Source organism: Thermoanaerobacter mathranii subsp. mathranii str. A3, assembly GCF_000092965.1.
Taxonomy (GTDB): Bacteria; Bacillota; Thermoanaerobacteria; order Thermoanaerobacterales; family Thermoanaerobacteraceae; genus Thermoanaerobacter; species Thermoanaerobacter thermocopriae.
This window is the reverse complement of record NC_014209.1, coordinates 216,131-240,988: the sequence shown is the minus strand read 5'-3', so window position 1 is coordinate 240,988 and position 24,858 is coordinate 216,131. Positions and strand designations below refer to the sequence as shown.

Genomic DNA, 24,858 nt, shown 5'->3' with positions numbered 1-24,858 from the left:
TTTCCCCCTATTCTATACCAGACACATCTTTAAACGTATCTTTTAATGTATAGTATAAATTTCTATAAATTTTATAAACCTCATTATATTTATCTTTATTTTCCTCAATCGGATACACACTGTCATTGACTTTGATGAGTTCACTAGTCGCCTCCTCAACATCTTTAAATATTCCATATCCTACAGCCGCCATTATTGCTGCGCCAAAAGCTGGTCCTTCAGTTGCATTTACCATGTCTACTCTGACACCGAAAATATCTGCAAGTACTTGTCTCCACAATACGCTTTTTGCACCACCACCGCTTACTCTTACTTCATTTACCGGTATATTGAGTTCTTTTATTATCTCAAGTGAATCTCTAAGCCCAAATGCTACACCTTCAAGTATTGCTCTTGTTATATGCCCTCTATTGTGTGTCATGTTTAATCCTATAAAACTTCCTCTTGCGTAGGGGTCACTGTATGGAGTTCTTTCCCCCATTAGATAGGGTAAAAATATTAGTCCGCCACTGGCTGGTGTTACTTTTCCTGCTTCTTCTAAAAGCTTTTCATATGTTATAGAAGAACCATTAAAGTTAATTATGTTATCTATCCACCATTTTAAACAAGCGGCTGCTGAGAGCATTACTCCCATTACATGCCATTTGCCATTAGCATGACAGAAAGAGTGTAATCTGTTTTCTTCATCTACTACATATTTGTCTTGACTTGCAAATACAACTCCTGAAGTGCCAAGTGCAACTGATACTATGCCACTTTTTACTGTTCCTGTCCCTACTGCTCCACTGGCTTGGTCTCCTCCTCCGCCTACAACTATTGTTCCTTCTTTTAATCCTGTTAAATCAGCTACGTCTTTTGTGACATATCCAGTTACCTCCGTAGATTCATAACATTTTGGCATCCAATTATAAGGTATGTCTAATGCATCTAGCATGTCTTTTGACCATTTTCTATTTTCTACATCAAATAACAATGTACCTGATGCGTCTGATACATCTGTTGCATATTCATTTGTCAATTTAAATCTGATGTAATCTTTAGGCAAAAGTATATGATGAATCTTTTTATATACATCAGGGCGATGTTTTCTTACCCATAATATCTTTGGGGCTGTAAATCCGGTTAAAGCTTTGTTCCCTGTGTATTTTGTCAATCTTTCTTTACCTAATGTTTGGGTAATATAATCACATTCCTCTTGCGTTCTTTGGTCATTCCAAAGTATAGCAGGCAATAGTACATTGTTGTTCTCATCTAAAAGCACAAGGCCATGCATTTGTCCACTTAGCCCTATGCCTTTTATATCATCATTTTTTACACCAGTTTTAATTATTAACTCACGTATGCCATCTTTTGTGGCATTCCACCAATCTTCAGGGTTTTGTTCTGACCAGCCTGGCTGAGGGTAATATACTGGATATTCTTTTGATGTGCTTCCTATTACATTTCCATTTTCCTCTACTAAAATTATCTTTACAGCTGATGTACCCAAATCTATCCCAAGAAAATACATATTTTAGCCCTCCGTCATTCACTAAATAAATACTGATTTAATATTGACTCCAGTAGTTCCTGCTTGCCTGATTTGTTCTCAATTTTTGGATTGTTTAATGCGTATTCTTCAAGAGTTTTAAAATTCGCTTTCCCACTTACTATCTCTGCTCCTATGCCTTCTCGATAACTTTTGTATCTTTCTTCTATAAATCTATCAAATACACCATCTTTAACAAGCTTATAGGCTACTTTGAATCCTTTTGCAAATGCATCCATACCCGCTATATGCCCTAAAAATAAATCTTCTGGCTCAAAGGAGGCACGCCTTACTTTCGCATCGAAGTTAAGTCCACCTTTGTTAAAACCTCCCATCTTTATGACTTCGTACATCGCAAGGGTTGTCATTCGTATGTCTGTTGGATATTGGTCTGTATCCCATCCTAAAAGCATATCTCCCATATTTGCATCTATAGAGCCTAATATGTTGTTAATCCTTGCATATCTTAATTCATGTTGAAAGTCATGTCCTGCAAGTGTCGCATGGTTCGCTTCTATGTTTAATTTGAAGTATTTATCAAGGTCGTACTTCTTTAAAAATGCATGTACACTTGCTGCATCAAAATCATATTGGTGTTTTGTCGGTTCTTTAGGTTTTGGCTCAATCAAAAACTGCCCTTCAAATCCTATCTCTTGTGCATATTCTACTGCCATGTGCAAAAATCTTGCTAAGTTATCAAGTTCCAATTCCATATCTGTGTTAAGTAATGTTTCATATCCTTCTCTCCCACCCCAAAATACATAGTTCTGTCCTCCAAGTTCTTTTGTTATCTCAAGTGCTTTTTTTACTTGCGCTGCTGCATATGCAAATACATCTGCATTACAGGAAGTAGCTGCTCCATGTACAAATCTCGGATTTGAAAAAAGATTCGCTGTGCCCCATAATACTTTTGTTTTGCTCGTCTTTAAGTAGTCTTTTATCATTGCAACTATTGTATCTAAATTTTTGTTCGTCTCCCTTAATGTCTCTCCTTCCGGAGCTATATCTCTGTCATGGAAACAGAAAAATGGTACGTCGAGTTTTTCAAATAGTTCAAAGGCTGCTTCTACTCTCGCTTTGGCAATATCCATAGGGTCAGTAAAATGGTCCCATGGCCTTTGCATTGTAGGTGCTCCAAATGGATCTGTCCCATTGGCTGTAAATGTGTGCCAGTACGCTACTGAAAAACGCAAGTGTTCTTTTAAAGGTTTTCCGTCTATTATTTCATCTGGATTGTAAAATTTAAATGCATATGGATTGTTTGATTTTGGTCCTTCATATTTTATTTGTGGTACATTTTTGAAGTATTCCATGTCATTTTCCTCCTTTTTGAAAATATAATTATTTAAAACTTTGCTCCAAGTGCCATGCAATATATGCTTCCATTGTCTCATTTGAAAGCTCCGTGTGGTATCCTGCAGGATCGAATCTTGTAGCAGCAGGGCCAAATGCCCATATTCCGACACTGTTTTTTAATTTTCTTTTCATTTATATAACCACCCCAATAGTTTATTGATTCAACAAACTTATATTATATATATTCGACGTATATTAAAAAAATCCTCCTTTTTGAGTAAAAAAATAAAAAAAATAAAGCCACGGAGTGACATATACTCCAATGGCTTTATTTTTCTACAATTCTTCCTATATCCTATGTTTTTATCTCAAATCTTTTAATATCTGTATTTTTCCCGCAAACAGCTAATACATCACCTTCATTAATCTCATAGTCCGGCCCTGGTGATACAATGATTTCATCATTAAATTTTTTTACCGCTACGACATTTAATCCATATTTTTCTCTCACGTTTATTTCCTTTAACGTTTTGCCAAACCATTCTTCAATTGGAAGAATTTCTGCTATGCTGTATTCCTTAGAAAACTCAATAAGGTCTATTAAATTGCTAGAAAAAACATTTCTGGCAACCCTTATGCCCATATCTTTTTCAGGCATAACAACCCTGTCTGCTCCAACCTTATAAAGAACCCTCGCGTGTAATTCATTGTGAGCTTTTGCTATTACGTATTTTACTCCCAATTCTTTCACAAGCATTGTTACCATAATGCTTGATTCCATGTTCTTTCCTATAGCAACTATAGCCACATCAAAATTTTTCACACCTAGGGACTTAAGTACATTTTCATCAGTAGCATCAGCCCTCACTGCATGTGTAACCAAGCCATTCATAGCTTGCACCAATTCTTCATCTTCATCTATAACCAGTACGTCATTGCCCATTTCATATAAAGTCTTAGCCAAACTTATGCCAAAGCTTCCTAACCCAATAACAACGAATTGTTTCATCGTCCCACCTCTATTTAACCCACCATAATTTTTTCTTCAGCATATTTTATTATAGGTTTAGGCCTTCTCTGCCTTTTTGCCAATGCCAGCGCCAATGTTAAAGGACCAACTCTGCCAGTATACATTGTAAATATTATAATAATTCTGCCAACTGTACTCAATTCGGGGGTAAGCCCAAGTGATAGTCCTACAGTTCCAAAAGCTGAAGTCGTCTCGTATAATACAGTCAAAAAGTTGGATGTTTCAGTAATAGATAAAACCATAGTCACGGAGAAAATAATAAAAACACTTATAAAAGATATAGCTACAGCTTTATAGACTATGTTTCTGCTAATAGTGCGCTTATAAAGTACTGTCTCTTCTTCACCTTGTATAACTGATAACACAGTATATAGTATAACCGCGAAAGTAGTTGTCTTGATGCCTCCACCTGTTCCAGCTGGAGAAGCTCCAATAAACATAAGTATTATTGTCAAAAATTTAGACGCTATAGTCATGTCAGAAAGCGATAACGTATTAAAGCCAGCTGTCCTTGGTGTCACAGCTTGAAATAATGCTGCAAGTATTTTTGTAGGAAAATCCAGTGGTCCTAATGTTTTTGGATTATTGTATTCAAATAAAAATATAAGCAGTGTACCGATGGCAATTAAAAGCAACGTGATAGTTATAACAATTTTTGAATGCAGTGTAAATTTGTTAAAATGTCTATGTTCGTATATATCAAGCAAAACGTAAAATCCTAATCCACCAAATATTATCAAACCCATTACGACCAGGTTTACCACCCAGTCAGAAACATAACCCGTTAGACTCTTAAAATTCCCCATAAGATCAAAGCCAGCATTATTAAATGCAGAAATAGAATGGAACAAGCCATAATACACTGCTTTTTTTAATCCCATCTGCGGTAAAAATCTCAAAGTCAACATAATTGCGCCAATGCTTTCAAATAAAAAAGAAACCATTAGTATATACTTGGCAAATTTCACAATGCCTCCGAGGCTATTTGTATTGAAAGCTTCTTGCATCACCAATCTCTCTTTAAAGGTTATCTTCCTACCAAGGATCAACGCGAAAAGCGTTGACATGGTCATAATACCTAAACCGCCAACTTGTATCAGCAACATTATCACTATTTGCCCAAAAACAGACCAATATGTTTTTGTGTCAACAACTACAAGGCCAGTAACACATGTAGCTGATGTAGCCGTAAAAAGCGCAGTTAAAAAATCTGTTCTCTCTCCACTTTTAGTTGCCACAGGTAGCATTAGTAATAAAGTTCCAATTAATATAATAGTCGCAAATCCTAAAGCAAGTACTTGAGTAGGTGTTAGTTTTATTTTTATTATAAAAATCACCTTCCCATGAAAAAAGCAAGAAGCCTATGGAACCACTTCTTCTTTAAAATATCTAAGTCAAATTTTCAACGCTTAAATTATAGCAGATTACTGTCATCGAGTCAATCATGCTATTTCTTTTAGTTATAAAGCCATGGAGCAACTTCTCCATGGCTTATTTTTCCCACTCTGTGTGGAATATTCCTTCTTTATCGACTCTTTCATAAGTATGAGCTCCAAAAAAGTCACGTTGGGCTTGAATAAGATTTGCAGGAAGATTTTCCTCTGTTAAAGCAAAATAATAATCAACTGCAGAATTTATTATCATGAGAGGTATTCTATAATTTCTTCCAATTTCTAGAACTTGATAGACAGAATTTAATTTATCCTTAATAAATTCTATAGACTTATCACTATGCAAAAGATTTGCATATTCTTCATTTTCTCTGATGATATCCCTCAAAAAGTCTAAAATTTTTGCTCTTATAATACAGCCTCCTTTCCAAATTCTTAATATTTCGCTAAGGTCTACTCCATAATTATATTGTTTTGAAGCTTCATAAATGAGCCATAATCCTTGTGAAAATGACATGAATACTCCAAAAAGCAGTGTCTTTTTTAAATGCTCTATCATTTCTTCTTTATTCACAGAGATTGTATTCTTTTCTTTCGAATATAATTTTGATAAAGTTTTTCTTTCTTCCTTGTAATGAGAAATAACTCTGGCCTCTACCGCCAAATTCAATGTTGGTGTAGGAACTCCTAAATCCAAAGAAGTTTGAGCAGTCCACTTTCCAGTGCCTTTTTGTTCTGCTTTATCTAAAATGTAATCTAATAAAAATCCTCCAGTTTCTTTGTCTTTATATCTCATAATTTTATAAGAAATTTCCATTAAATAAGAATCAAGTTCTTCCTGATTCCACCTTTCAAACACATCCCCTATCTCTTCATTAGTCATATTCAATATTTTCCTCATAAAATCATACACTTCAGCAATCAATTGCATAATAGCATATTCAATACCATTATGAACCATTTTTACAAAATGCCCTGCAGAATCGTTGCCCACATACGTACAACAAGGCCCATCTTCTGTTTTTGCAGCTACTTTTAAAAGTACATCTTTTATCAACTCATAAGCTTCTTTTGTTCCACCTGGCATTAAAGAAGGACCATATAATGCACCATACTCTCCACCAGAAATTCCCATGCCTAAAAATAAAATATTCTTTTCTTTTAAAACTTTTAACCTCCTGGAAGTATCCATAAAATAAGAATTCCCACTGTCAACAATAAGATCCCCTTTTTCTAAATACGATAAGAGTTCGTTTATCACATCATCTACAGGTGTTCCTGCTTTTATTATAAGTATAATTTTTCTTGGTTTTTTTAGACTTTCGACAAAATCTTTTAATGTGTAAAAAGGATAAATTTTCTCTTCTTTTACTTTCTCATCAATAAACTCTCTCGTCTTTTCCTCTGTTTTGTTAAATACAGAGACAGCATATCCATTTCTTGCAATATTCAATGCTAAATTTTGTCCCATCACCCCAAGGCCTATTAAACCAATGTCAGCTTTTATCATACATTACCTCCCATTATATAAATAGTTTACTTGCATATTTTTAAAGGCTTTGTTGAATTATACCCTTTCCCTTTTGTCCTATTCATTTCTTCTATAATTGTAACATTTAATTTTTTGTATCATTGCTTTTTCGTTAATAATTTCCAATAAATGGTTGTTATTTGCTTTCTTTATTTATATATCAACAGAAAAAATCAAATTTTCCATGGCCTACCCTCCAAAACTTCTGGATTTATTACCCCTTCAGGTATTTCTCCTCTTAAAACTTTCTCTACATCAGAAACCACTTTGTCCCCCATGCCTTTTAGGCATTCATAAGTGTATGCAGAAGTATGAGGCGTTATTATGACGCTGTCAAATGCCAAAAGAGGATGATTTTCGTCAATAGGTTCCCCTTCTATAACATCTAACCCTGCTCCTAAAACTATTCCTTCCTTTAACGCCTTAATCAAAGCCTCTGTGTCTATAAGTTCTCCTCTTGCTGTATTGACAATAAATGTACCTTTTTTCATCATGGCAAATTCTTTATGAGAAAGAATGTGATAATTGTCGCGATTTAGCGAAGCATTTAAAGAAATTATATCTGCCCTCTTTAAAAGTTCCTCTAATGTGACAGGCTCTGCTCCCCTTTTTTCTATTTCTTCCGCTGAAAGATTAGGGTCATAAGCCACTACTTTAGCACCAAACCCATATTTCAGGATTTCACAAACTCTGCTTCCAATATTTCCAATACCTATAATTCCTGCAACTTTGCCTTTTATTTCATATCCAATGAAGCTCGCTCTTTCCCCCCACTTTCCTTCTTTCACTTTAAGTGAGGCAGACCTTACTTTTTTCATAACATCTAGTAAAAGTGCAATAGCGTTTTCGGCTACAGCTTCCCTTTCTACAATGCCTTCAACTTTCGTTACAATAACTCCTTTTTCAGTAGCACTTTTAATGTCTATTGTATCATAACCTATGCCGTGACGTGTTATTAAAAGAGTTTTGTCTTTATGCTCAAAAAACTCCTTATCGTAATATGGCTTGACACTGGCAATTATTACAGAATACCCCATTAGCTTTTCCGCTAAAGCCTTCCCTCTCATATCGTGGGGAAGTTCAAATCTTTCGACTTCTCCTAATGCTTTTAACCTTTCAATATGTTCAGGAAAATGCTTGCCAAAACTGCTGGAATTTACAATGGCAATTTTAACACCCATTTTTTATGCCTCCCAAATTTAATTTACTAATGAATTACGTATTGTCTGTCATATTAAATTTTATGATGGTTCCTTAAGTCCTGATAAGGCTAAACCTGCTGCTGAATCAATGCCCTTTCATGTAAACTAAACTTGATTTACCAGCCTTACAAACTCAATAGCTTTTTCGGTTATTTTGTCAAACATGCCTTTTGCAATAAGTTCTTTATCTACTAATGCTCCGCCTAAGGATACGCCTGTTGCACCTGCTAAAATAAAATCTTTAATATTATTTTTATTAATTCCTCCCGTCACAAAAATGGGTATATGTTTGAGTGGCCCTAAAATTTCTTTTAAATATTGAGGTCCAAAAACTCCTGCAGGAAAAACTTTAATAAAATCCGCTCCTGCTTCATAACCTGTTAAAATTTCTGTCGGAGTAGTAGCGCCAGGAATAACAGGTATACCATACCTATTACATAATTTTATTACATCAAGTCTCATAACCGGTGTAAATATAAATTTTGCACCTGCTATAATAGCAGCCCTCGCAGTTTCCGCATCTAATACTGTTCCAGCACCAACAAAATATTTATTTGCTTTACTTAATTCTTTGATTACATCTATAGCACCGGGCGCTTCAACAGTTATTTCTAATGCTTCAATACCACCTTTTTTTAAGGCATCAGCTAAAGAAAACATTGTGTTTATATCACTATTTCTAATTACAGCTGTAATTTTAAGTTGTTTAAGTTTTTCAATTATTTGTTGTTTTTCCATCTTCCTACCTCCTATTTTTTAAAATTATTTTATTTCTGCCTTTTATAAAGATATTTTGGTTCCATGCCTTCTAATACGCTGATAAGTCCTTCCACTGCCATAATTCCCATCCTATCTGTCGCATCTTTGGTAGATGCTCCACAATGAGGTGTTAAAATTATATTGTCTAATTTCAATAATTTACTATCTATCGGTGGTTCTATTTCAAAAACATCTAATGCCGCTCCTGCAATTTTTTTATTTTTTAACGCGTTATATAGAGCATTCTCGTTTATAATTCCACCACGCGAAGTATTAATTATATAAGCTGTATCTTTCATAATTTCTAATTCTTCCTCATCTATAAAATGATAGGTTTCTTCTGTCAATGGTAAATGTAATGTTATAAAATCAGACTCTTCTAATAATGCTTTTTTATCAACGTATTTCATGCCTATGCTATTTGCAAACTCATAATTAGGGTACTTGTCATATGCTAATATTTTCATATCAAAACCCGTAGCTCTTTTGGCAACACATCTACCAATGGCTCCCGTCCCAATAATTCCAATTGTTTTCTTATAAATTTCGTTACCAATTATTTTTTCCCATCGGTTGTTTCTAACTATATTATCTAACTTTATGATTTCTCTGCTTAAACCCAACATTAGAGCAAAAACTAAATCTGCTACAGATTCTTTATTTGCATCAGGCGTATAAGTAATCTTTATCCCCATTCTTTCTGCTTCATCAACATCTATATTATCTACGCCAACTCCATATTTTGTTATAACTTTTAATTTTTTTGCATTTCTCAACACATTGCTTGTTATCTTATCTAAACCAACAATTATACCATCCACATCCTTAATGAGATCAATCAATTGTGATTCTTCATATGGTTGTCCGGATTCATTTTTTATAATTTCATAATCATACTTTTTTAGCATCTCAAATGGGAGATTACTACTTTTCCCAAAAGATCTTGGCGTAATCAATATTTTTTTCCTCATTCTTATTAAACCTCCCTTTATTTTTAAAGAAAGAAACCTATCTATGTGTTCTATGAATTTTATTTTTAATGACCTTGGTTTAACATTTTGTTCATGTCTATAATAGTAAAATGTAGTGTTTATTTATTTTAAACCAAATAACTTTAGGGCATCCTCTAAATCAACTCTTTTACTATCTGGAACTGTTTGAAAAAAGACTTCCACGCCAAAATTATCCGCAAGTTCCACAAGTATTTCTAACTCTTCTTTTTTCAAGCTAACACTGGGTATTATAAATTTCCTATCTTGGCTTTTAGCAATACCTCCTATATTCAATTTTTTTATTGGCAAGCCATTGGCAATTGTTTCTTTAACCGAAATTATATCCTTATAAAGTAAAATTACTCTAAATCCGTTAAACTTATCTTTTTTCCATAATGTTATCGTTTCTTCTGTACTAAGTATTTTCAGTGCTACATGAGCTGCTGAGGCAGACATCATATAAACTTGTTTCATAAACTCATCATTCGCAAGGGAATTATCAATTATAAAAATAGAATTACAATTATATCCTTTTACCCATTTGGTCATTACTTGACCATGAATTAATCTGTCATCTACTCTAGCAAACACTATTTCTCCCATTTTAATCACTCACCTTTCTTTTTTCTAGTTTATATATATCTCAAAATTCCTTGCAGAACCCAAAGATACATGAATTTTAAGGGTTCTGCAAGGATCAATAACATATATTTAAATTTAAAATCTTTATATTTTTAAAGTATACCTATTACTCCTAACACTCCAAAAATAACTACTAACCATAAAAGTGCTTGTATTATTTTCAAGCCTTTTTTGGAAAAATATAAATAAACTAATAACACAGTAAGTAAAGGCAATAACCCAGGTAGAATTTTGTCCAATATATCTTGCAACACAAACTCTTTCCCTGAAAGGCTCCATTTTAGAGGAGTACTAACTGATACATATAAAGCTGCTAAAATCCCCATCATAAATGTGCCTAAAATTGATAATCCATCAATTATACTCCTTATTCCCTTGCCACTAACTATTTCAATGGCTGCAGCTCGTCCTAACCGATACCCTAGCTGAGTAAAGTAAAATCCATAAGTAAAGGTTAAAGCCACAAATGCAATCCACGGAATTAATGCACCTAAAGCACTACCTGCTTTCGCCCAAGGAAGGAACATACCTATTAAAATATATTGAACTGTACCAGAATCTATAGCATCTCCTATACCTGCAAGTGGTCCCATTAAACCAACTTTAGTGCTATTAATTACATCCGGAGTAACAACATCCTCTCCTTTATTCTCCTCCAATGCTCTAGCCCTCGCCTCTTCTAGAGAAGCTGTAATTCCAAGTATCGTCCCACCGCCCCAAATTGCTTGAGTATTATAAAACACGAGATGTCTTTTATATGCTTCTTTTAAATCTTCACTCTTTTTATACAGTTTTCTCAAAATAGGCATCAACCCCCAAAGAAGAGAAGGGGCTATCATTCTGTCATAACTATGAGGAATTTCATTTGCATACCACCATCTAATCCAACTCAAAAGTAAATCTTTTTTCGTAATTTTACTATCAGTAGAATTAGATTGTGTACCCTTTAAATCATCCTTAGCTTCTATGTTTTCCATCATATGCCATTTACCTCCTCTTTAGATTTCTTGCCCTTCAACCTGTGAATGTGTAACAAGTACATATAGATAAGCTATTATTCCTCCTAAAATTGCGTATGTCACAGTATTGACATTAAGCGGCTTTAAAATTACAGCCATAAAATAAGCTAAAAGAAAGAACACAAGAAATTTTCTTTTTCCTATTACAGTTAGTGTTAACGCAATTCCTAATGCAGGTAGTCCTCCTCCAACAACATTTAACACATGAAATGCCTTTCCAACAGTTAATGTTTTTACTAAATCAGCTATTAGAGGTGTTCCTTTATAAAGTGCAATAAACATTAGTGGAAAGAACAGAACCAAACTTACAAGTATAGGAAGTACAATAATGCTTAAAGTTAATCCTTTTTCATTAAGCTCATCCGCATATTTATCGGTTAAACGAATGATAAATGTATTAATAAAAAATCTTAGAGAATAAAGATAAGAACCTAAAAGTCCTACAGGAACAGCTATAGCAATTGCTGCTTCTGGAGTTAGGCCTCCTAAAATAGCAACCGGTACTGCTATAGCAGTCGCTACAGCAGGTTCACTTGGCATAGCACCTCCTGGAGCAATTAAGCCCATATAAATTAATTGAATGGCAGCTGTAATAGTCATCGCTGTTGGAATATCATGCATAACTATCCCAACTATTAAGCCTGTCATCAAAGGACTAAAACGAAGCATTAATGTAGAGTAACCAAGAGCACGTGCCTCTACTATTGCTATCCATAAAGCTATCAAAGCTGCCTGTGAAATACTTAAACTCATTTGCATTTTTCATTTCCCCCTATCTCGTATAATATAATTTTGGAAATTTCTGGCTAAAACTTCAGCTTTAAGCAGAAAAATATTATCTTCTGGTATTATTGTATAACTGTTAACAAGAACTTGGAATCTCTAGCTTACCTCTGTAGAGCCTTCTTTGTTATTACTCGAGTTAGACTGTATTCCCTCCAACTGTCTGCTATTTTTTTACTCGTATGCTGTTTCACCTCTCTTTCTTCACAAACTAAGTGAATTCTTCTCAATTACCTTAATACCATCAACACCAACTTTGTATATGTTATTTATCAGTTCTTTTGTGTCACATGCATTAAGTGAAGACAGCAATTCTATAAGCATAGGCATGTTAACTCCTGTTATAACTTTTACATCGTAATTTTTCATAACATAAAGTGCAACATTAAATGGACTTCCCCCAAATAAATCCACAGCAATTATTACTTCCTTGTTCTCTCTTAGCTTTTCTCTAACAATCTTTTCAACTTCAGCTCTTAAAAGCTCGATATTATCCCCTAAATTAAGTCCCAAGGCTAGCACATTTTCCTGTTTTCCCATAATCACCTCAATTCCGTTTAATAATCCTTTCCCAAAATTTCCATGTGTAATAATTAGTACGAATTTTTCTTTCACTACTACACCTCCGCTTTGCTAATATCTTTAACTTTGAATTTTAAAATACTTCTTTGAAACTTTTTTAAAAGTTGATGTTAACTATACTTTATTTTAAATTTTTATCTGCTTCTTTATAATGCAAAAAGCATGCCAAATAGTGTACTAACTATTCAGCATGCTTTGATTAATTACACATTTAACTCTGCTACTCTATCTTTTATAATATCATATATCAGCCTTATTTCTGATGTAGGAATTTCAATTTTGTACATCTCTTCTATGACACTAAAAGAAGATTTAACGAAATTTATGAACTGTCTATGACACTGTTCAAACTCTTCTAAACTACTGTAAAACACAATGGGCTCTTTCATTACTAATCTTTCAATCATTACACTAACGTGTATATATAAGCTTATTTTTAAATCATTTGAAAACCTCACACCAATGAATCTTTCTAAATCGGAAATAGCTTTTTCAACTTGAGCAATTATTTTATCAGGATTTAATATTGTCAAATGATGTAACACATTTTGCAAAGAAAAAAGTCTGACTATCGTTTGATTGATTCGCTGAATTTTTTCAGCATCCGCAACCCCTCTTAAAACTTTACTCAATAGTACATCGCCCTTTCCAGCAATCAAATCTTCTAACGACAAATAAGGTATTTCTTTTATGCCAGGATCTGCTGTACCAATAATTAATTTAACATTAAAGTCTTTAAATATCTCGTCTTTTACACCATTACCTTTAAGTCTATTATAATCGTACGCAATTATTTCAATATCTTCATTTACAAAGCATTCTTTTAAAAGTTCTTTTATTTTTACAGCAGTTCCTATTCCCGTTATACAAGTAGCAATAATAGCATTTCTTTTATTTTTTTGCGACTTAATGAGTTTATAACTACTGCTATTTCTTTGGATTGATTCTGTAACAATTTGTTCTATAGGCTGATTTTGCATTATCTTGTTGCCAACGTCTAAAGCCAATTGAGTAGTAATATTATTAATAATTGCTATGTCTCCCTCGACAATGTCAGTCAAAGACTTGTATATCTCCTCTAAAGAACCCATATCAACCAATATAATGATTCCTTTGGAGGTATCTATATTCTTTAAATAATCTTGAACTTTTAGCATAATTTCCTGTGTTGACATCTCAATTGGCATATCAAAAGCTTCAAAAACAAACTGTCCCAAAAGCCTATTGGCGACGCTGGCTATGCTACTGGCAGTTGAATAACCATGGGCTATTATTATAGAATTTATGAGATTTGTATTGTCACTTTTATTTAAACTTTTAATATAAAGCGTAAAATAAATTACAGCTATTTGGTTGAGCTTGACGTCCAGGTTAACTTCAATAAGTTCTACCATTTTATTAGCTATTATAAACTCTTTGGGAAAAACATTTTTCAAAACTCTGTATACCATTTTTATATTCTCAGAATACTTCTCGTAAGTTACATCGCTTAATAAATAATTAATAAAATGCGTCAATACTAAAACTGAATTACCATAATATTTAATCCCATACATATTTTGTATTATATTTAACACATTCTCCACTACGCTTTTGATAGCATTGAAAACTATCGAATCTATATAAGTATTGTCATTTTTAAAAATTATTTTATCTGTAAATTCATTCAAATAAATTAAAGCGTCTTTTTTAAAAGTATCCTCACTTATTTCTTTGCTGCTATATCTCTCAAATAGTTCAAATAGCTTGTTCACTACCTCATAAACCTCTCTATCGTCTCCTTTATCCCATGTTAAATCTTCATCTTTCCTATTGTGAGAAATTAACATGCCGTTAAAGTGAAAATTACTTTTTATTATATCTAAATCAGCCTGCATTTCTCTCGGCAGGTCATATAGATGGATTCGCAATATATTTGTCTTCTCTCTTATGACATGGTTATAGGCTTGAGCACAGCTGTATTTTATGACATTCATAAGCTGGCCAATGTTGCCGGATATTTTGGTCTTAAGAAGAACATTCAATACTTGCTTGCTTATTAAAATATCCATTCCCAGATTTTTTGCCTCATTTTTGTAAAAGTTATAGATAAGTTGTAACCTTTCATGTAAAGGTCTATCATAAAGGGAAGGAATATTTACAACTAATGGGATTCTTCTTAAAAAAGTCTTTGTAAGAGTTTGCTCAGGGTCTTCTGTTGTAGCAAAAATAAACCTCACTTTCGCCGTTCTCCAATTGCCTGTCTCACCAAGCCTTCTAAATATTCCCTTGTCCAAAAATAGAAACAGTTTTTCCTGCCCTTCTGGCGGCAATCTGTGAACTTCATCCAAAAACAAATATCCTCCATCCGCTTCTTCTAAAAGGCCGGGTTTATCTTTATCAGCACCTGTAAATGCTCCTTTTACATAGCCAAAAAGGTTTGCGGAAAGTAGTTCAGGATTGTTAGCATACTCAGCACAATTAAATATCACATATGGAGCATTTTCATCTATGGCATTGATCGATTTTGCATATTCGTAAATAAGTTGAGCAATGAAGCTTTTACCTACTCCTGTATTTCCAATAAGTAAAATAGGTAATCCATTGGGAGGATAGGAAGCAGCAGATTTGCATAATTTCACCTGTGTTTTAAGACTGCCGTTATATCCTATAAGCTTTGTAAAAGGGTCATCGTTTGAAACCTTTACAGTTGAATCAAAGGTTTTAGCCGTTTCTTTGAATTCTTTTGCCTTCTTTTCATAAACTTCTTTGTCTAAAAAATAGACAGGCCTTGTGTTTATTTTTATTATTTTGCCCTCTTTATAAAGTTCATTTAATAAATGGCTTGCCACATTCCTTCTTAAATTCAATTTTTTTGCAATTTCTTGGGCAGTCAATCCCTTCTTTTCTTTAATATTTATATCTTTTGACAAATCCTTTATCAAATTAAATACTCTTTCTTTGTTTGTCAAGAAAGGTCTCCCCTTTAAGATCTTTAAAACTTTTGTAATTATCACACTAATTAATCTTATTAAAAGTATATCACATAAAAATGAAAATTTTTAGAGGTAATTACTCACTAACTTCTTTTTTAATTGTTTGAGATAAAATCGAAGACATAAAAACTACTACAATCATAAATAACAATATTGCAGAAAAACCTACAAAAACGCCAAAGAGGTCGTTTAGTTTGCCAATTAAAAAATTTGCAAACATATTTATGGTTGAGGCTATGGTTACAGTAATACCAATTATAGCACTGACGTGTTTTTTGAATTCTTTCATAATTGTGGCAATAACGGTTGGAAAAATTATTGAATAAAAAAAGCCTGAAATAGAAATTAAAAAGGCTAAACTTTTTGACAACATACCTATTGCAATAAATACTGCAGCACAAAGGGAAAAAGTTGAAAGGCTTTTAAGATAACCAACCTTTTCGACAATAAAACCACCAAATAATCTCCCTAATGTAAAAGTAGCAAAAAAGATAGAGAGGTATAGAGAGCTTATGGTGTTATCTATTTTGTACCATGTCCTTAAAAATGTAACAGCCCAATTCCCTACACCAAGTTCAGAAGCAACATAAAAACCTAACATAATTGCAAAAAGCCACATTCTTTTATTTCCCAATATTTCGCCATAATTTATTTTTTCTTTTATTATACGTTGTCCCTCTTGTATTTTAATACCCAAAGTAGCCAGCATAAGTATAAAAGCTAAAGCCGCTACACTCAAATACACCAACTGCCATGTAAAGTTAAAATGAAGTAACTTCACAGTCATATTAGGGGATATAATAGCTCCCACTCCATAAAAAAAGTGAAGCAAGTTCATCATTATTGCCTGATTCATTATAAATACCACAGCAGCAACGGCATTTATGCCTATTTCCACAGAACCCATCCCCATGTTCATAATAAAAGCAAAAAGAAGGAATAAAACAAAATTGGGCGCCATTGAAATTCCAATTATACCCAGTATTATAAGCAGCAAACCACTTAAAAGAACTAATTTTCTACCTATTTTGTCTGCTAAAAAGCCTCCAAAAAAAGTTGACAAAATAAAGCCTAAGCTTCCTACAGATAAAAACAAACCCATCATCGTATAGTCGACACTATAAAAGGTTTTAATGCTTAGTATAAGGGGTCCCTTGACATTTTCTATTATTCCTATGAGCATCATCAAAAGGTAAATAATGACGATTGTATATGTATTTTTGTTCAATAAAAATACCTCCCTTGTTTTTAATGTGTATAATAATTATACAGGAAACAAGGGAGGAAAAACAAATTTGGTTATTTAGAATTAACTTCTTTGAACCCATTTACAAATGCTGCAGCTCTCCTCGTTATTTCATCAAATTTTCCTTCTTCGACAAGTTTATTATTTACAAGTTCACTGCCTATTCCTACAGAACACGCTCCAGCTTTTATAAAATCTTTAAAATTGTCAAGATTTACTGCCCCAACTGCCATCATTTCTATTTGCGATAAAGGTCCTTTTAACTGTTTTATATAGTTTGGCCCAAAGACTCCAGCAGGAAACACTTTAACAATCTGCGCTCCATTTTCCCACGCTGTTACTGCTTCTGTAGGTGTCGAAATGCCCGGAACAGGTAGTACATTGTACCTTTGGCATATTCTTATCATTTCGAGATTTAAAGAAGGTGATAATATAAATGATGCTCCTGACAGTATAGCAATTCTCGCAGTTTCAGCATCTAAAACAGTACCTGCACCTATTAACAGCTGATCACTATATTTTTCAACAAGCTTTTCTATCATCTTAGCAGCACCAGGGGTATTAAATGCAACTTCAATAGCTTTTATCCCCCCTGCAATCAGTGAATCTGCAATTCTATATAATGAATCAACGGACGTACCCCTTACAATTGCACAAATTCCTACTTCCTTAATCTTATTTAATACCTCATAACTTTTCATAATCATTCCCTCCTAAAAATTATTCGCCATTAACTATGTGTGCGCCTTGCTTTTTATTTAACACTAGTACAACATTTTTCGCAGCTACAATTCCCATATTAGTAATGGCCTCAGATGTGTATCCTCCAATATGGGATGTTATTACAACATTGTCAAGCTTAAGAAGTGGGCTATTAATAGGTGGCTCTTGTTCCATAACGTCAAGTGCAGCCCCTGCTATTTTCTTATTCGCTAAAGCATTGTATAGTGCGCTTTCATCTACAATACCACCTCTTGAGGTATTTATCAAGAAAGCAGTTGGTTTCATCATGCCAAGTTCTCTTTCGCCAATAAGACCTTTTGTCTCCGGTGTCAATGGAACATGGATAGTTACAATATCTGACTGCTTCAAAAGTTCCTCAAATGAGCAATAAGTTACTCCATATTCTTCTGAAAATTTTAGATCTGGATAAACATCATAGCAAAGTACGTTCATATCAAAACCCTTAGCTCTCTTTGCAACACCTTTCCCTATCTTTCCTAAGCCAATTATGCCCAGAGTCTTTCCGTAGATTTCAGTACCCATTATTCTCTTCCATCCGCCAGATTTTACAATTCTGTCTACAGCAAGTAAATTCCTTGCAAGCACAAGCATGAGCCCAATTACCAAATCAGCCACGGAGTTATTATTAGCGTTTGGAGTATTTGTTACAACAATTCCTTTTTTCTTTGCAGCATTCAAATCAACATTATCATATCCAACCCCGTATCGAGAAATAACCTTCAACTTCTTGCCTGCATTAATTACATCTTCAGTTACTTTATCATTACCTACTATCAGTGCATCAGCATCTTTCACTAAAGGTATAAGTTCTTCTGCACTTAAAGGCCTATCAACCGGAATCTTAACCACCTCACAGTCATTCCCTTTTAATATATTGAACGGCTCATCACTGCTCTCACCAAACGATCTAGCAGTAATCACAACTTTATACTTAGACATTGTATCACCCCTTGAAAATCCAATGTTATTTACTGTTTAAATTGCTTTTTAATTACCCGATATATGCGTTATTTACTGCTTAATAGTATTACCACTCAGCTACCGTTCCATCGTAATTCCTCCACTTTGGATTAGTCCAATGTAATCCTTCCATATCAACTTTTTTGACTAATTCTTCATCAATTTCAATACCAAGTCCTGGGCCCCTTGGGATATCGACAAAGCCATCCTTATACGCAAAAATTTCTTTATTCTTTACAAAATCAAGTAAATCAAAACCTTGATTATAGTGTATGCCTAAACTTTGTTCTTGTATAAATACATTAGGTGTACAGACATCTAATTGTAACGTAGCAGCAAGTGCAATTGGACCATACGGAGCATGTGGAGCTACAGCTACATCAAACGCTTCTGCCATAGCAGATATTTTTTTAGTTTCAAGAATACCCCCTGTTAATGCTACATCCGGTTGAATTATATCTACAGCACCGCTTTTCAATACATCTTTGAATCCCCACCTAGTATATAATCTTTCACCTGTCGCAATAGGTATGGATGTATGACTAGCTATTTCTTTTAGTGCTTCATTGTTTTCAGGTAATACAGGTTCTTCTATAAACATTGGCCTGTATTTTTCTAATTCTTTAGCTAAAACTTTAGCCATTGCCTTATGAACACGTCCGTGGAAATCTATTCCTATCTCCATTTCATAACCAACAGCATCTCTTATTGATGCCACTCTTTCAATAACAGCTTCAATTTTTTTATATGAATCAATATAATGAAGTTCCTCTGTGGCATTCATTTTTATTGCCTTAAAACCTTTATTCTTCCTATCCAAAGCTGCTTCAACTACATCTGATGGTCTATCCCCTCCAATCCATGAGTAAACCATTATTTTATCTCTTGCTTGTCCGCCCAAAAATTCATATACTGGCATATTATAATATTTGCCTTTTATGTCCCATAATGCCATTTCTATGCCTGATAAAATTGTCATATTTATAGGACCGCCTCTAAAAAAAGACCTATACATTACTTGCCAGATATCCTCAATTTGTCTCGGGTCTTTATCAATAAGATACTCTCCCATTTCATATGCACCTGCAACAACTGTTTCTGTTTTAGTACCCGAAATCAATTCACCCCATCCGCTAATCCCTTCATCTGTATCTATCTTTAAAAATATCCATCTTGGTTTTACCTTATATACCTTTAATGATGTAATCTTCATCCTTATTTCTCCCCTCCTCATTTTAAATATCTTACTTACGTTGAACCTTTTTATACTTCCTTTTTTCTTATAATCTAAGAAATGTTTTATTAGCTTACCATGAACACCAAATCTCTTGATTTCTATATATACACGTTTCTGAAAATCCATATATTTCTGCTTTTGTTAATTTACCATTACATACATCTATTATCTCTTGTAAAAGCATTTCACCACATTCCTTAATGCTTTTTTTTCCTTCAATTATATCCGAAACATCTAAATCAATATTATCCGACATTTTTTCATACGTTTGTTTGTTTCCAGTTATTTTAATTAAAGGTATAATGGGATTACCAATAGGAGTACCTCTTCCTGTGGTAAATACACATATCTGCGCTCCTCCAGCTACCATACCAGTAACAGACTCAATGTCATACCCTGGTGTATCCATTATAATGAGACCTTTTTCTTTCGGAATTTCTCCATAACGTACAACTTCATTAATAATGCTTGTTCCACCTTTCATAATCGAGCCTAATGATTTTTCTTCTAAAGTGCTCAATCCTCCTTTAATATTTCCCGGTGAAGGATTCGCGCCCCTAATATCTATTCCTAATCTAATAAATTCGTTTTCTAAATTTTTAACTATTGTTAATAAGTTATTCCTGACTCTTTCATTTTTTGTTCTTCTGACTAATATATGTTCTGCTCCAATGAATTCTGTAGTCTCGCCTAAAAATACTGTAGCCCCTTCTTTTATTAAAATATCACTACAATATCCTAATGTTGGATTGGCAGCTATTCCAGAAGTAGCATCAGACCCCCCACAATTAGTTGCTAATGTTATATTAGAAATGTCAACTTCTTCACGTTCTATTTTTGACATCTCTTCTACCATTTTTCGTGCTAATTTAATTCCCTTTTGTATGGTTTTTAGTGTTCCTCCCTCTCCTTGTATACTTATGACTTCTACTGGTTTATTACTCCTTTTTTTAATTTCTTCATATAAATCATAAGCTTGAATAGTTTCACATCCCAATCCAACTATAATGGTTCCATATACGTTAGGATTTAAAGCAAACCCTATTAAAGTCCTGCGCATAAGATCCACACTATTTCCAATTTGCCCACATCCCTTTGGATTAGTTATATATGTCGTACCTTGAACTTGTTCCGATATTAATCTTACTGTTTCATTTGCACATCCTACAGAAGGTAAAATTAAAACTTTATTTCTTATTCCATATTTGCCATCTGGTCTTTTGTATGCCTTAATTTTCATTTCTTATCCTCACGCTCTCTATATTATCTATATGAACACACTGGCCAATTTCTATAGATTTAATAGCTTTACCTATAACCTCACCATACTTATAAACGTTATTTCCGGATTGAATAGGTACTACTGCGATTTTGTGATATATTTCTATATCGTCTAACGCAATTAGTTTATTAACTGTTTCATTATTATAAATAATATCTACAACATCACCCTTTTGAATCTGTGACAATGCCGTTGCAACACTATCCGCTTTATTTAAAAGAATTGCTTTTTTTGTACTCGGCATTTATATCGCCCCTCATTTACTTTAGCTTAGCTCTAATCAACCAAAACAATATTAGGAGGAGTTTCGCCTTTTAAAACTGCAATTACATTATCAACAGCAGTATTACCCATTCGTTTATTTGATTCAACAGTTGTTCCACCAATATGAGGTGTTAATATAACATTAGGTAAGTCAAAAAAAGGCAAATGCCTAGGAGGTTCAAAATCATATACATCAGTAGCATACCCCTTTAAAGTTCCATCTATCAAAGAGTTGTAAAGAGCTTCATTATCAATAAGTTGACTCCTAGCAGTATTAATCATAATAGCACCTTTTTTTATTAATTTAAATTTATCTGCATTAAGAATATTTAATGTATCGTTGGTTAATGGTAAATGCAAACTTATAAAATCTGCTTCTGATAAAAGTTCCTCTAGCCCCACATACTTTACTCCTAGCTCCAAAGCTAATGGATTTTTCTTGATATCATATCCTAAAATATTCATATCATATCCAGTAGCTCGTTTTGCCACTGCAGTACCTATTGCACCAACTCCGATAATTCCAATAGTTTTTTTACTTAAACTTATACCAACTGGCTTAATCCACTTACCATTTTTTGTATCAGCATTTGCTTGATAAAGCCCACGAGCAAGCATATGAAGTAATCCAAAAGCTAAATCAGCAACTTCTTCGCTATTAGTGCCAGGAGCATTAGTAACAATAATGCCCAATTGATTCGCAGTTTTAACGTCGATGCTATCTACTCCTACTCCATGTTTTGCAATAATCTTGAGTTTCTTACATTTTTTGATAACATCCCCTGGAACTTTATCATTTCCTACTATCAATGCATCCGCATCAGAAGCATATCTTATTATTTCTTCATTTGTAAAAGGTCTTCCAAAAGGATTAAGTATAACTTCACAACCAAATTCTTCGAGACGTTCTACTGGTTCTTTGTTAATTTTTCCAAATGTAACTGCTGTACTAACAACTTTCCATTTTTTCATTTATAGAATCCTCCCTTATTTTTGTAAATTAGGTTATAAAGGAGTACATAACCCCTTTATAACCTTTCCCTTTTTTATCTAATTACTAAAATTATTTTCTATTATCTATTCTCACTAGTTCCATCCTCAGCATAACCAAATGCCCTATACCATGCGGTAGGATTTTTCTTAAAAGAGAACAATATTACAAAAATACTGACATACAGTACAATAAGCCCTATAGGCGTTTTACCTAAGAAGTAAAACAAACCATGTAGCGGTCTAATATCTGCACCAACCATAGCTGCTCCTGTTTCAGGTAGCGAAATTCCCAAAGAAGTTACTGTATGGAAGAAAAGTGGAGATCCAGCACTGGAAATATACAAAGTTATAATTAGGCCAACAACTGTAGTAATATAAGAAGCGATAATATTTCCCCCCATAACTGCTGTTACTGCTGAAGCCAGAAAGAAAGGTGTTACACCTAAATCCGCTAGCATTAGAAACTTATTACCAGGCAAAAGAAATACAAGAGGAACAGCAGTTATCATAGTTAATAATCCTGTTGTAATAACGTCTGGATGCCCTACAGTAAGAGCCGAATCCATCCCAAAGTTTAATTCTCTTTGAATTCCCTTTCTCGAAAGAATATCTCTTACCCTCTCGTTAAGAGGAACAAATCCCTCTAAAAGAGCACCAGTTGCTTTAGGATATAGATAGATATAAGCGCCTGTTCCTATACCTAAAGTGAGAATTTGTGACCAGGTCTGAATATCTCCTAATCGATTGCCCCATGCAAGAAATCCTATAATGGAGGAAATTATAAAACCTATTACAACGGAATCTCCTAGTATACCAAATTTTTCTTTAACAGTTCGAGAACTAATTTGCAACTTGGTTAATCCAATTTTGGTAAAAAGCCATTTAAAAGGAGGAGCTAATAATACAGCACCTTGTCCACTGGCATGTGGGAAAGAAAGCCCTGGTAGATTAAAAAATTTTTGCATCGTAGGCGCTGTAATATCAGCAATTACAAGAAGAAATATCTCAATAGCTACTGCAGCTAAAATACCAAACCAGAGATTATTTGTTGCATAGTATGTCATACTGCCAACAAAGGCCCAATGCCAAAAATTCCATATATCTAAGTCTAAAGTATTTGTCCAACGTAGTAAAAGCATTATAAGATTAACACCTATGCCAATCGGAATAATTAATGCTCCAATTTTTGTTGAATATCCTACAGCCGCTAAGAGGGCCCATCCAGTATCAACATAAGGTAAGTGAACTCCTTTTGTAGTAATCATATCTGAAACAGCTTTTCCGACTGCTCCAAGAAAATATGGATTAAGAATTGATATCAATCCATTAAGCCCAATACCTATATAAAGGGCTGACCTTATGGCTTTTGAAAATTTTACTCCCAGGATTAATTCAAGAATTAGTATAAAAATAGGGAGGAGAACGGCAGCTCCAAAAGTTTTCACAAGCACTGCAAACATTTTTCTTTACCTCCTTATTTATGTTAATTTTTGTTAATGATTTCTAAAATTTGATTAAATACTTGCTCTCTACCTATACCTGTTAAGAACGGAACACCACTTATAACAGGAATTTCTACATCCAATGAAGTTCCTGCCGTAGAAACTACAAAATCAAAATTGCCATCTTTAGTCATCCTTTCCACATCCATTACTCTACCTTGCACAAACTCAGCTTTTATTCCCCTTTTTTCTAATTCCTCTCTCAAAGAAACAAATACCACTGTTGAAGTTGCTACACCATCTGCACATACCACAAGTACACGAACTTTTTTATTCTTTTCTGTGGTTTCCATCTTATCCCACCTCCTTTCTTCTTAATTATTTACTGCCAAGTACTATATAATAGATACAGGATATTGTAATTTTCTAAATTTTGTGTTTTTGACTTACTTTATTTAATTTTCATACGAAATATTTTTTATAACTTTTATTATTTCTTTTCCACTTTCTGCCATCATTAGTTCCTCAAGTAATGAATCATTTTGGATCAATTGAACTATTTGTTGTAACATTTTAACCTGTCCACCACTTTCATTCAAGGCTATCATAAATACTATATTTACATTTACATCTTGCTGTGGATTAGCCATGTTTTTAAATACAATTGGTTTTGATAAAGTAGCCACTGCAACAGCTGATTTTAAAACGTGCTCTACATCAGTATGAGGCAACGCTACATTATATTTATTTAGAAGTAATCCTGTCGGAAAAGACTGCTCTCGTTTTTTTATTCCTTCCAAAAAACTTTCTTTTACATATCCATTTTTTAATAGTAACTCATACAATCTTTTAAATACTTCTTCTTGACTATTAGCTTTCATTTTGGGAATAATCAATTCTTCATGAAGAAACTCTGAAAAGTTCATTATTGTTTCCTCCTTGATTAAAATGTCTGCTTTT

At 33.6% G+C, this 24,858-nt stretch carries 24 protein-coding genes; all 24 read right to left on the bottom strand.

The window, feature by feature from the left end; translation table 11 throughout:
• Window positions 1-7: 7 nt before the first annotated feature.
• Window positions 8-1,510: a xylulokinase gene (gene xylB / locus TMATH_RS01195; protein WP_013149659.1), complete on the bottom strand. Its 1,503-nt coding sequence runs from the start codon at window positions 1,508-1,510 to the stop codon at window positions 8-10.
• Window positions 1,511-1,524: 14 nt separating this feature from the next.
• On the bottom strand, window positions 1,525-2,841 hold the full coding sequence (gene xylA / locus TMATH_RS01190; protein WP_009051955.1) for a xylose isomerase: 1,317 nt from the start codon (window positions 2,839-2,841) through the stop codon (window positions 1,525-1,527).
• Window positions 2,842-2,869: 28 nt separating this feature from the next.
• Window positions 2,870-3,016: a hypothetical protein gene (locus TMATH_RS11985; protein ID WP_013149658.1), complete on the bottom strand. Its 147-nt coding sequence runs from the start codon at window positions 3,014-3,016 to the stop codon at window positions 2,870-2,872.
• Window positions 3,017-3,179: 163 nt separating this feature from the next.
• Complete coding sequence (locus TMATH_RS01185) at window positions 3,180-3,833, bottom strand: potassium channel family protein (RefSeq protein WP_013149657.1); 654 nt, start codon at window positions 3,831-3,833, stop codon at window positions 3,180-3,182.
• A gap of 14 nt (window positions 3,834-3,847) precedes the next feature.
• A complete protein-coding gene (locus TMATH_RS01180) occupies window positions 3,848-5,191 on the bottom strand; it encodes a TrkH family potassium uptake protein (RefSeq protein ID WP_012269742.1) in 1,344 nt (447 codons plus the stop codon).
• Between the two features lie 154 nt (window positions 5,192-5,345).
• Complete coding sequence (gene gndA, locus TMATH_RS01175; protein WP_012269743.1) at window positions 5,346-6,755, bottom strand: NADP-dependent phosphogluconate dehydrogenase; 1,410 nt, start codon at window positions 6,753-6,755, stop codon at window positions 5,346-5,348.
• Between the two features lie 194 nt (window positions 6,756-6,949).
• Window positions 6,950-7,957, bottom strand: a complete 1,008-nt coding sequence (locus tag TMATH_RS01170; RefSeq protein WP_013149656.1) for a D-isomer specific 2-hydroxyacid dehydrogenase family protein — start codon at window positions 7,955-7,957, stop codon at window positions 6,950-6,952.
• A gap of 126 nt (window positions 7,958-8,083) precedes the next feature.
• A complete protein-coding gene (locus TMATH_RS01165; RefSeq protein ID WP_009051961.1) occupies window positions 8,084-8,716 on the bottom strand; it encodes a bifunctional 4-hydroxy-2-oxoglutarate aldolase/2-dehydro-3-deoxy-phosphogluconate aldolase in 633 nt (210 codons plus the stop codon).
• Between the two features lie 29 nt (window positions 8,717-8,745).
• Window positions 8,746-9,708 carry a phosphoglycerate dehydrogenase gene (locus TMATH_RS01160; RefSeq protein WP_012269745.1) on the bottom strand — a complete coding sequence of 321 codons (963 nt, stop codon included), beginning with the start codon at window positions 9,706-9,708 and terminating at the stop codon, window positions 8,746-8,748.
• 123 nt (window positions 9,709-9,831) lie between these two features.
• A complete protein-coding gene (locus tag TMATH_RS01155) occupies window positions 9,832-10,332 on the bottom strand; it encodes a PTS sugar transporter subunit IIB (RefSeq protein ID WP_012268571.1) in 501 nt (166 codons plus the stop codon).
• A gap of 131 nt (window positions 10,333-10,463) precedes the next feature.
• A complete protein-coding gene (locus TMATH_RS01150; RefSeq protein ID WP_009051964.1) occupies window positions 10,464-11,351 on the bottom strand; it encodes a PTS system mannose/fructose/sorbose family transporter subunit IID in 888 nt (295 codons plus the stop codon).
• Between the two features lie 18 nt (window positions 11,352-11,369).
• Entirely contained in the window at window positions 11,370-12,149 is a 780-nt protein-coding gene (locus tag TMATH_RS01145) for a PTS mannose/fructose/sorbose/N-acetylgalactosamine transporter subunit IIC (protein WP_009051965.1), read from the bottom strand.
• A 228-nt stretch (window positions 12,150-12,377) separates the two neighbouring features.
• Window positions 12,378-12,788, bottom strand: a complete 411-nt coding sequence (locus TMATH_RS01140; RefSeq protein ID WP_009051966.1) for a PTS sugar transporter subunit IIA — start codon at window positions 12,786-12,788, stop codon at window positions 12,378-12,380.
• A gap of 170 nt (window positions 12,789-12,958) precedes the next feature.
• Window positions 12,959-15,706: a sigma-54-dependent transcriptional regulator gene (locus TMATH_RS01135; protein ID WP_013149655.1), complete on the bottom strand. Its 2,748-nt coding sequence runs from the start codon at window positions 15,704-15,706 to the stop codon at window positions 12,959-12,961.
• A 100-nt stretch (window positions 15,707-15,806) separates the two neighbouring features.
• On the bottom strand, window positions 15,807-16,958 hold the full coding sequence (locus tag TMATH_RS01130; RefSeq protein ID WP_013149654.1) for an MFS transporter: 1,152 nt from the start codon (window positions 16,956-16,958) through the stop codon (window positions 15,807-15,809).
• A 71-nt stretch (window positions 16,959-17,029) separates the two neighbouring features.
• Window positions 17,030-17,677 (bottom strand): bifunctional 4-hydroxy-2-oxoglutarate aldolase/2-dehydro-3-deoxy-phosphogluconate aldolase, encoded by a 648-nt coding sequence (locus tag TMATH_RS01125; protein WP_013149653.1) that lies wholly within the window; start codon window positions 17,675-17,677, stop codon window positions 17,030-17,032.
• Between the two features lie 19 nt (window positions 17,678-17,696).
• Complete coding sequence (locus TMATH_RS01120) at window positions 17,697-18,659, bottom strand: phosphoglycerate dehydrogenase (protein WP_013149652.1); 963 nt, start codon at window positions 18,657-18,659, stop codon at window positions 17,697-17,699.
• Between the two features lie 88 nt (window positions 18,660-18,747).
• On the bottom strand, window positions 18,748-19,893 hold the full coding sequence (gene dgoD / locus TMATH_RS01115) for a galactonate dehydratase (RefSeq protein ID WP_013149651.1): 1,146 nt from the start codon (window positions 19,891-19,893) through the stop codon (window positions 18,748-18,750).
• Between the two features lie 94 nt (window positions 19,894-19,987).
• Window positions 19,988-21,157: a UxaA family hydrolase gene (locus TMATH_RS01110; RefSeq protein WP_013149650.1), complete on the bottom strand. Its 1,170-nt coding sequence runs from the start codon at window positions 21,155-21,157 to the stop codon at window positions 19,988-19,990.
• The gene (locus TMATH_RS01105; protein WP_013149649.1) at window positions 21,147-21,443 is read right to left on the bottom strand and encodes a UxaA family hydrolase; all 297 of its coding nucleotides are present in this window, start codon (window positions 21,441-21,443) and stop codon (window positions 21,147-21,149) included. The genes TMATH_RS01110 and TMATH_RS01105 overlap by 11 nt, the downstream gene beginning before the upstream one ends.
• A 32-nt stretch (window positions 21,444-21,475) precedes the next feature.
• Window positions 21,476-22,435: a phosphoglycerate dehydrogenase gene (locus TMATH_RS01100; protein WP_003868268.1), complete on the bottom strand. Its 960-nt coding sequence runs from the start codon at window positions 22,433-22,435 to the stop codon at window positions 21,476-21,478.
• Window positions 22,436-22,536: 101 nt separating this feature from the next.
• Entirely contained in the window at window positions 22,537-23,916 is a 1,380-nt protein-coding gene (locus tag TMATH_RS01095) for a PTS transporter subunit IIC (protein ID WP_013149648.1), read from the bottom strand.
• 23 nt (window positions 23,917-23,939) lie between these two features.
• On the bottom strand, window positions 23,940-24,251 hold the full coding sequence (locus tag TMATH_RS01090; RefSeq protein WP_013149647.1) for a PTS sugar transporter subunit IIB: 312 nt from the start codon (window positions 24,249-24,251) through the stop codon (window positions 23,940-23,942).
• A 102-nt stretch (window positions 24,252-24,353) separates the two neighbouring features.
• A complete protein-coding gene (locus TMATH_RS01085; RefSeq protein ID WP_013149646.1) occupies window positions 24,354-24,824 on the bottom strand; it encodes a PTS sugar transporter subunit IIA in 471 nt (156 codons plus the stop codon).
• Window positions 24,825-24,858: the final 34 nt, after the last annotated feature.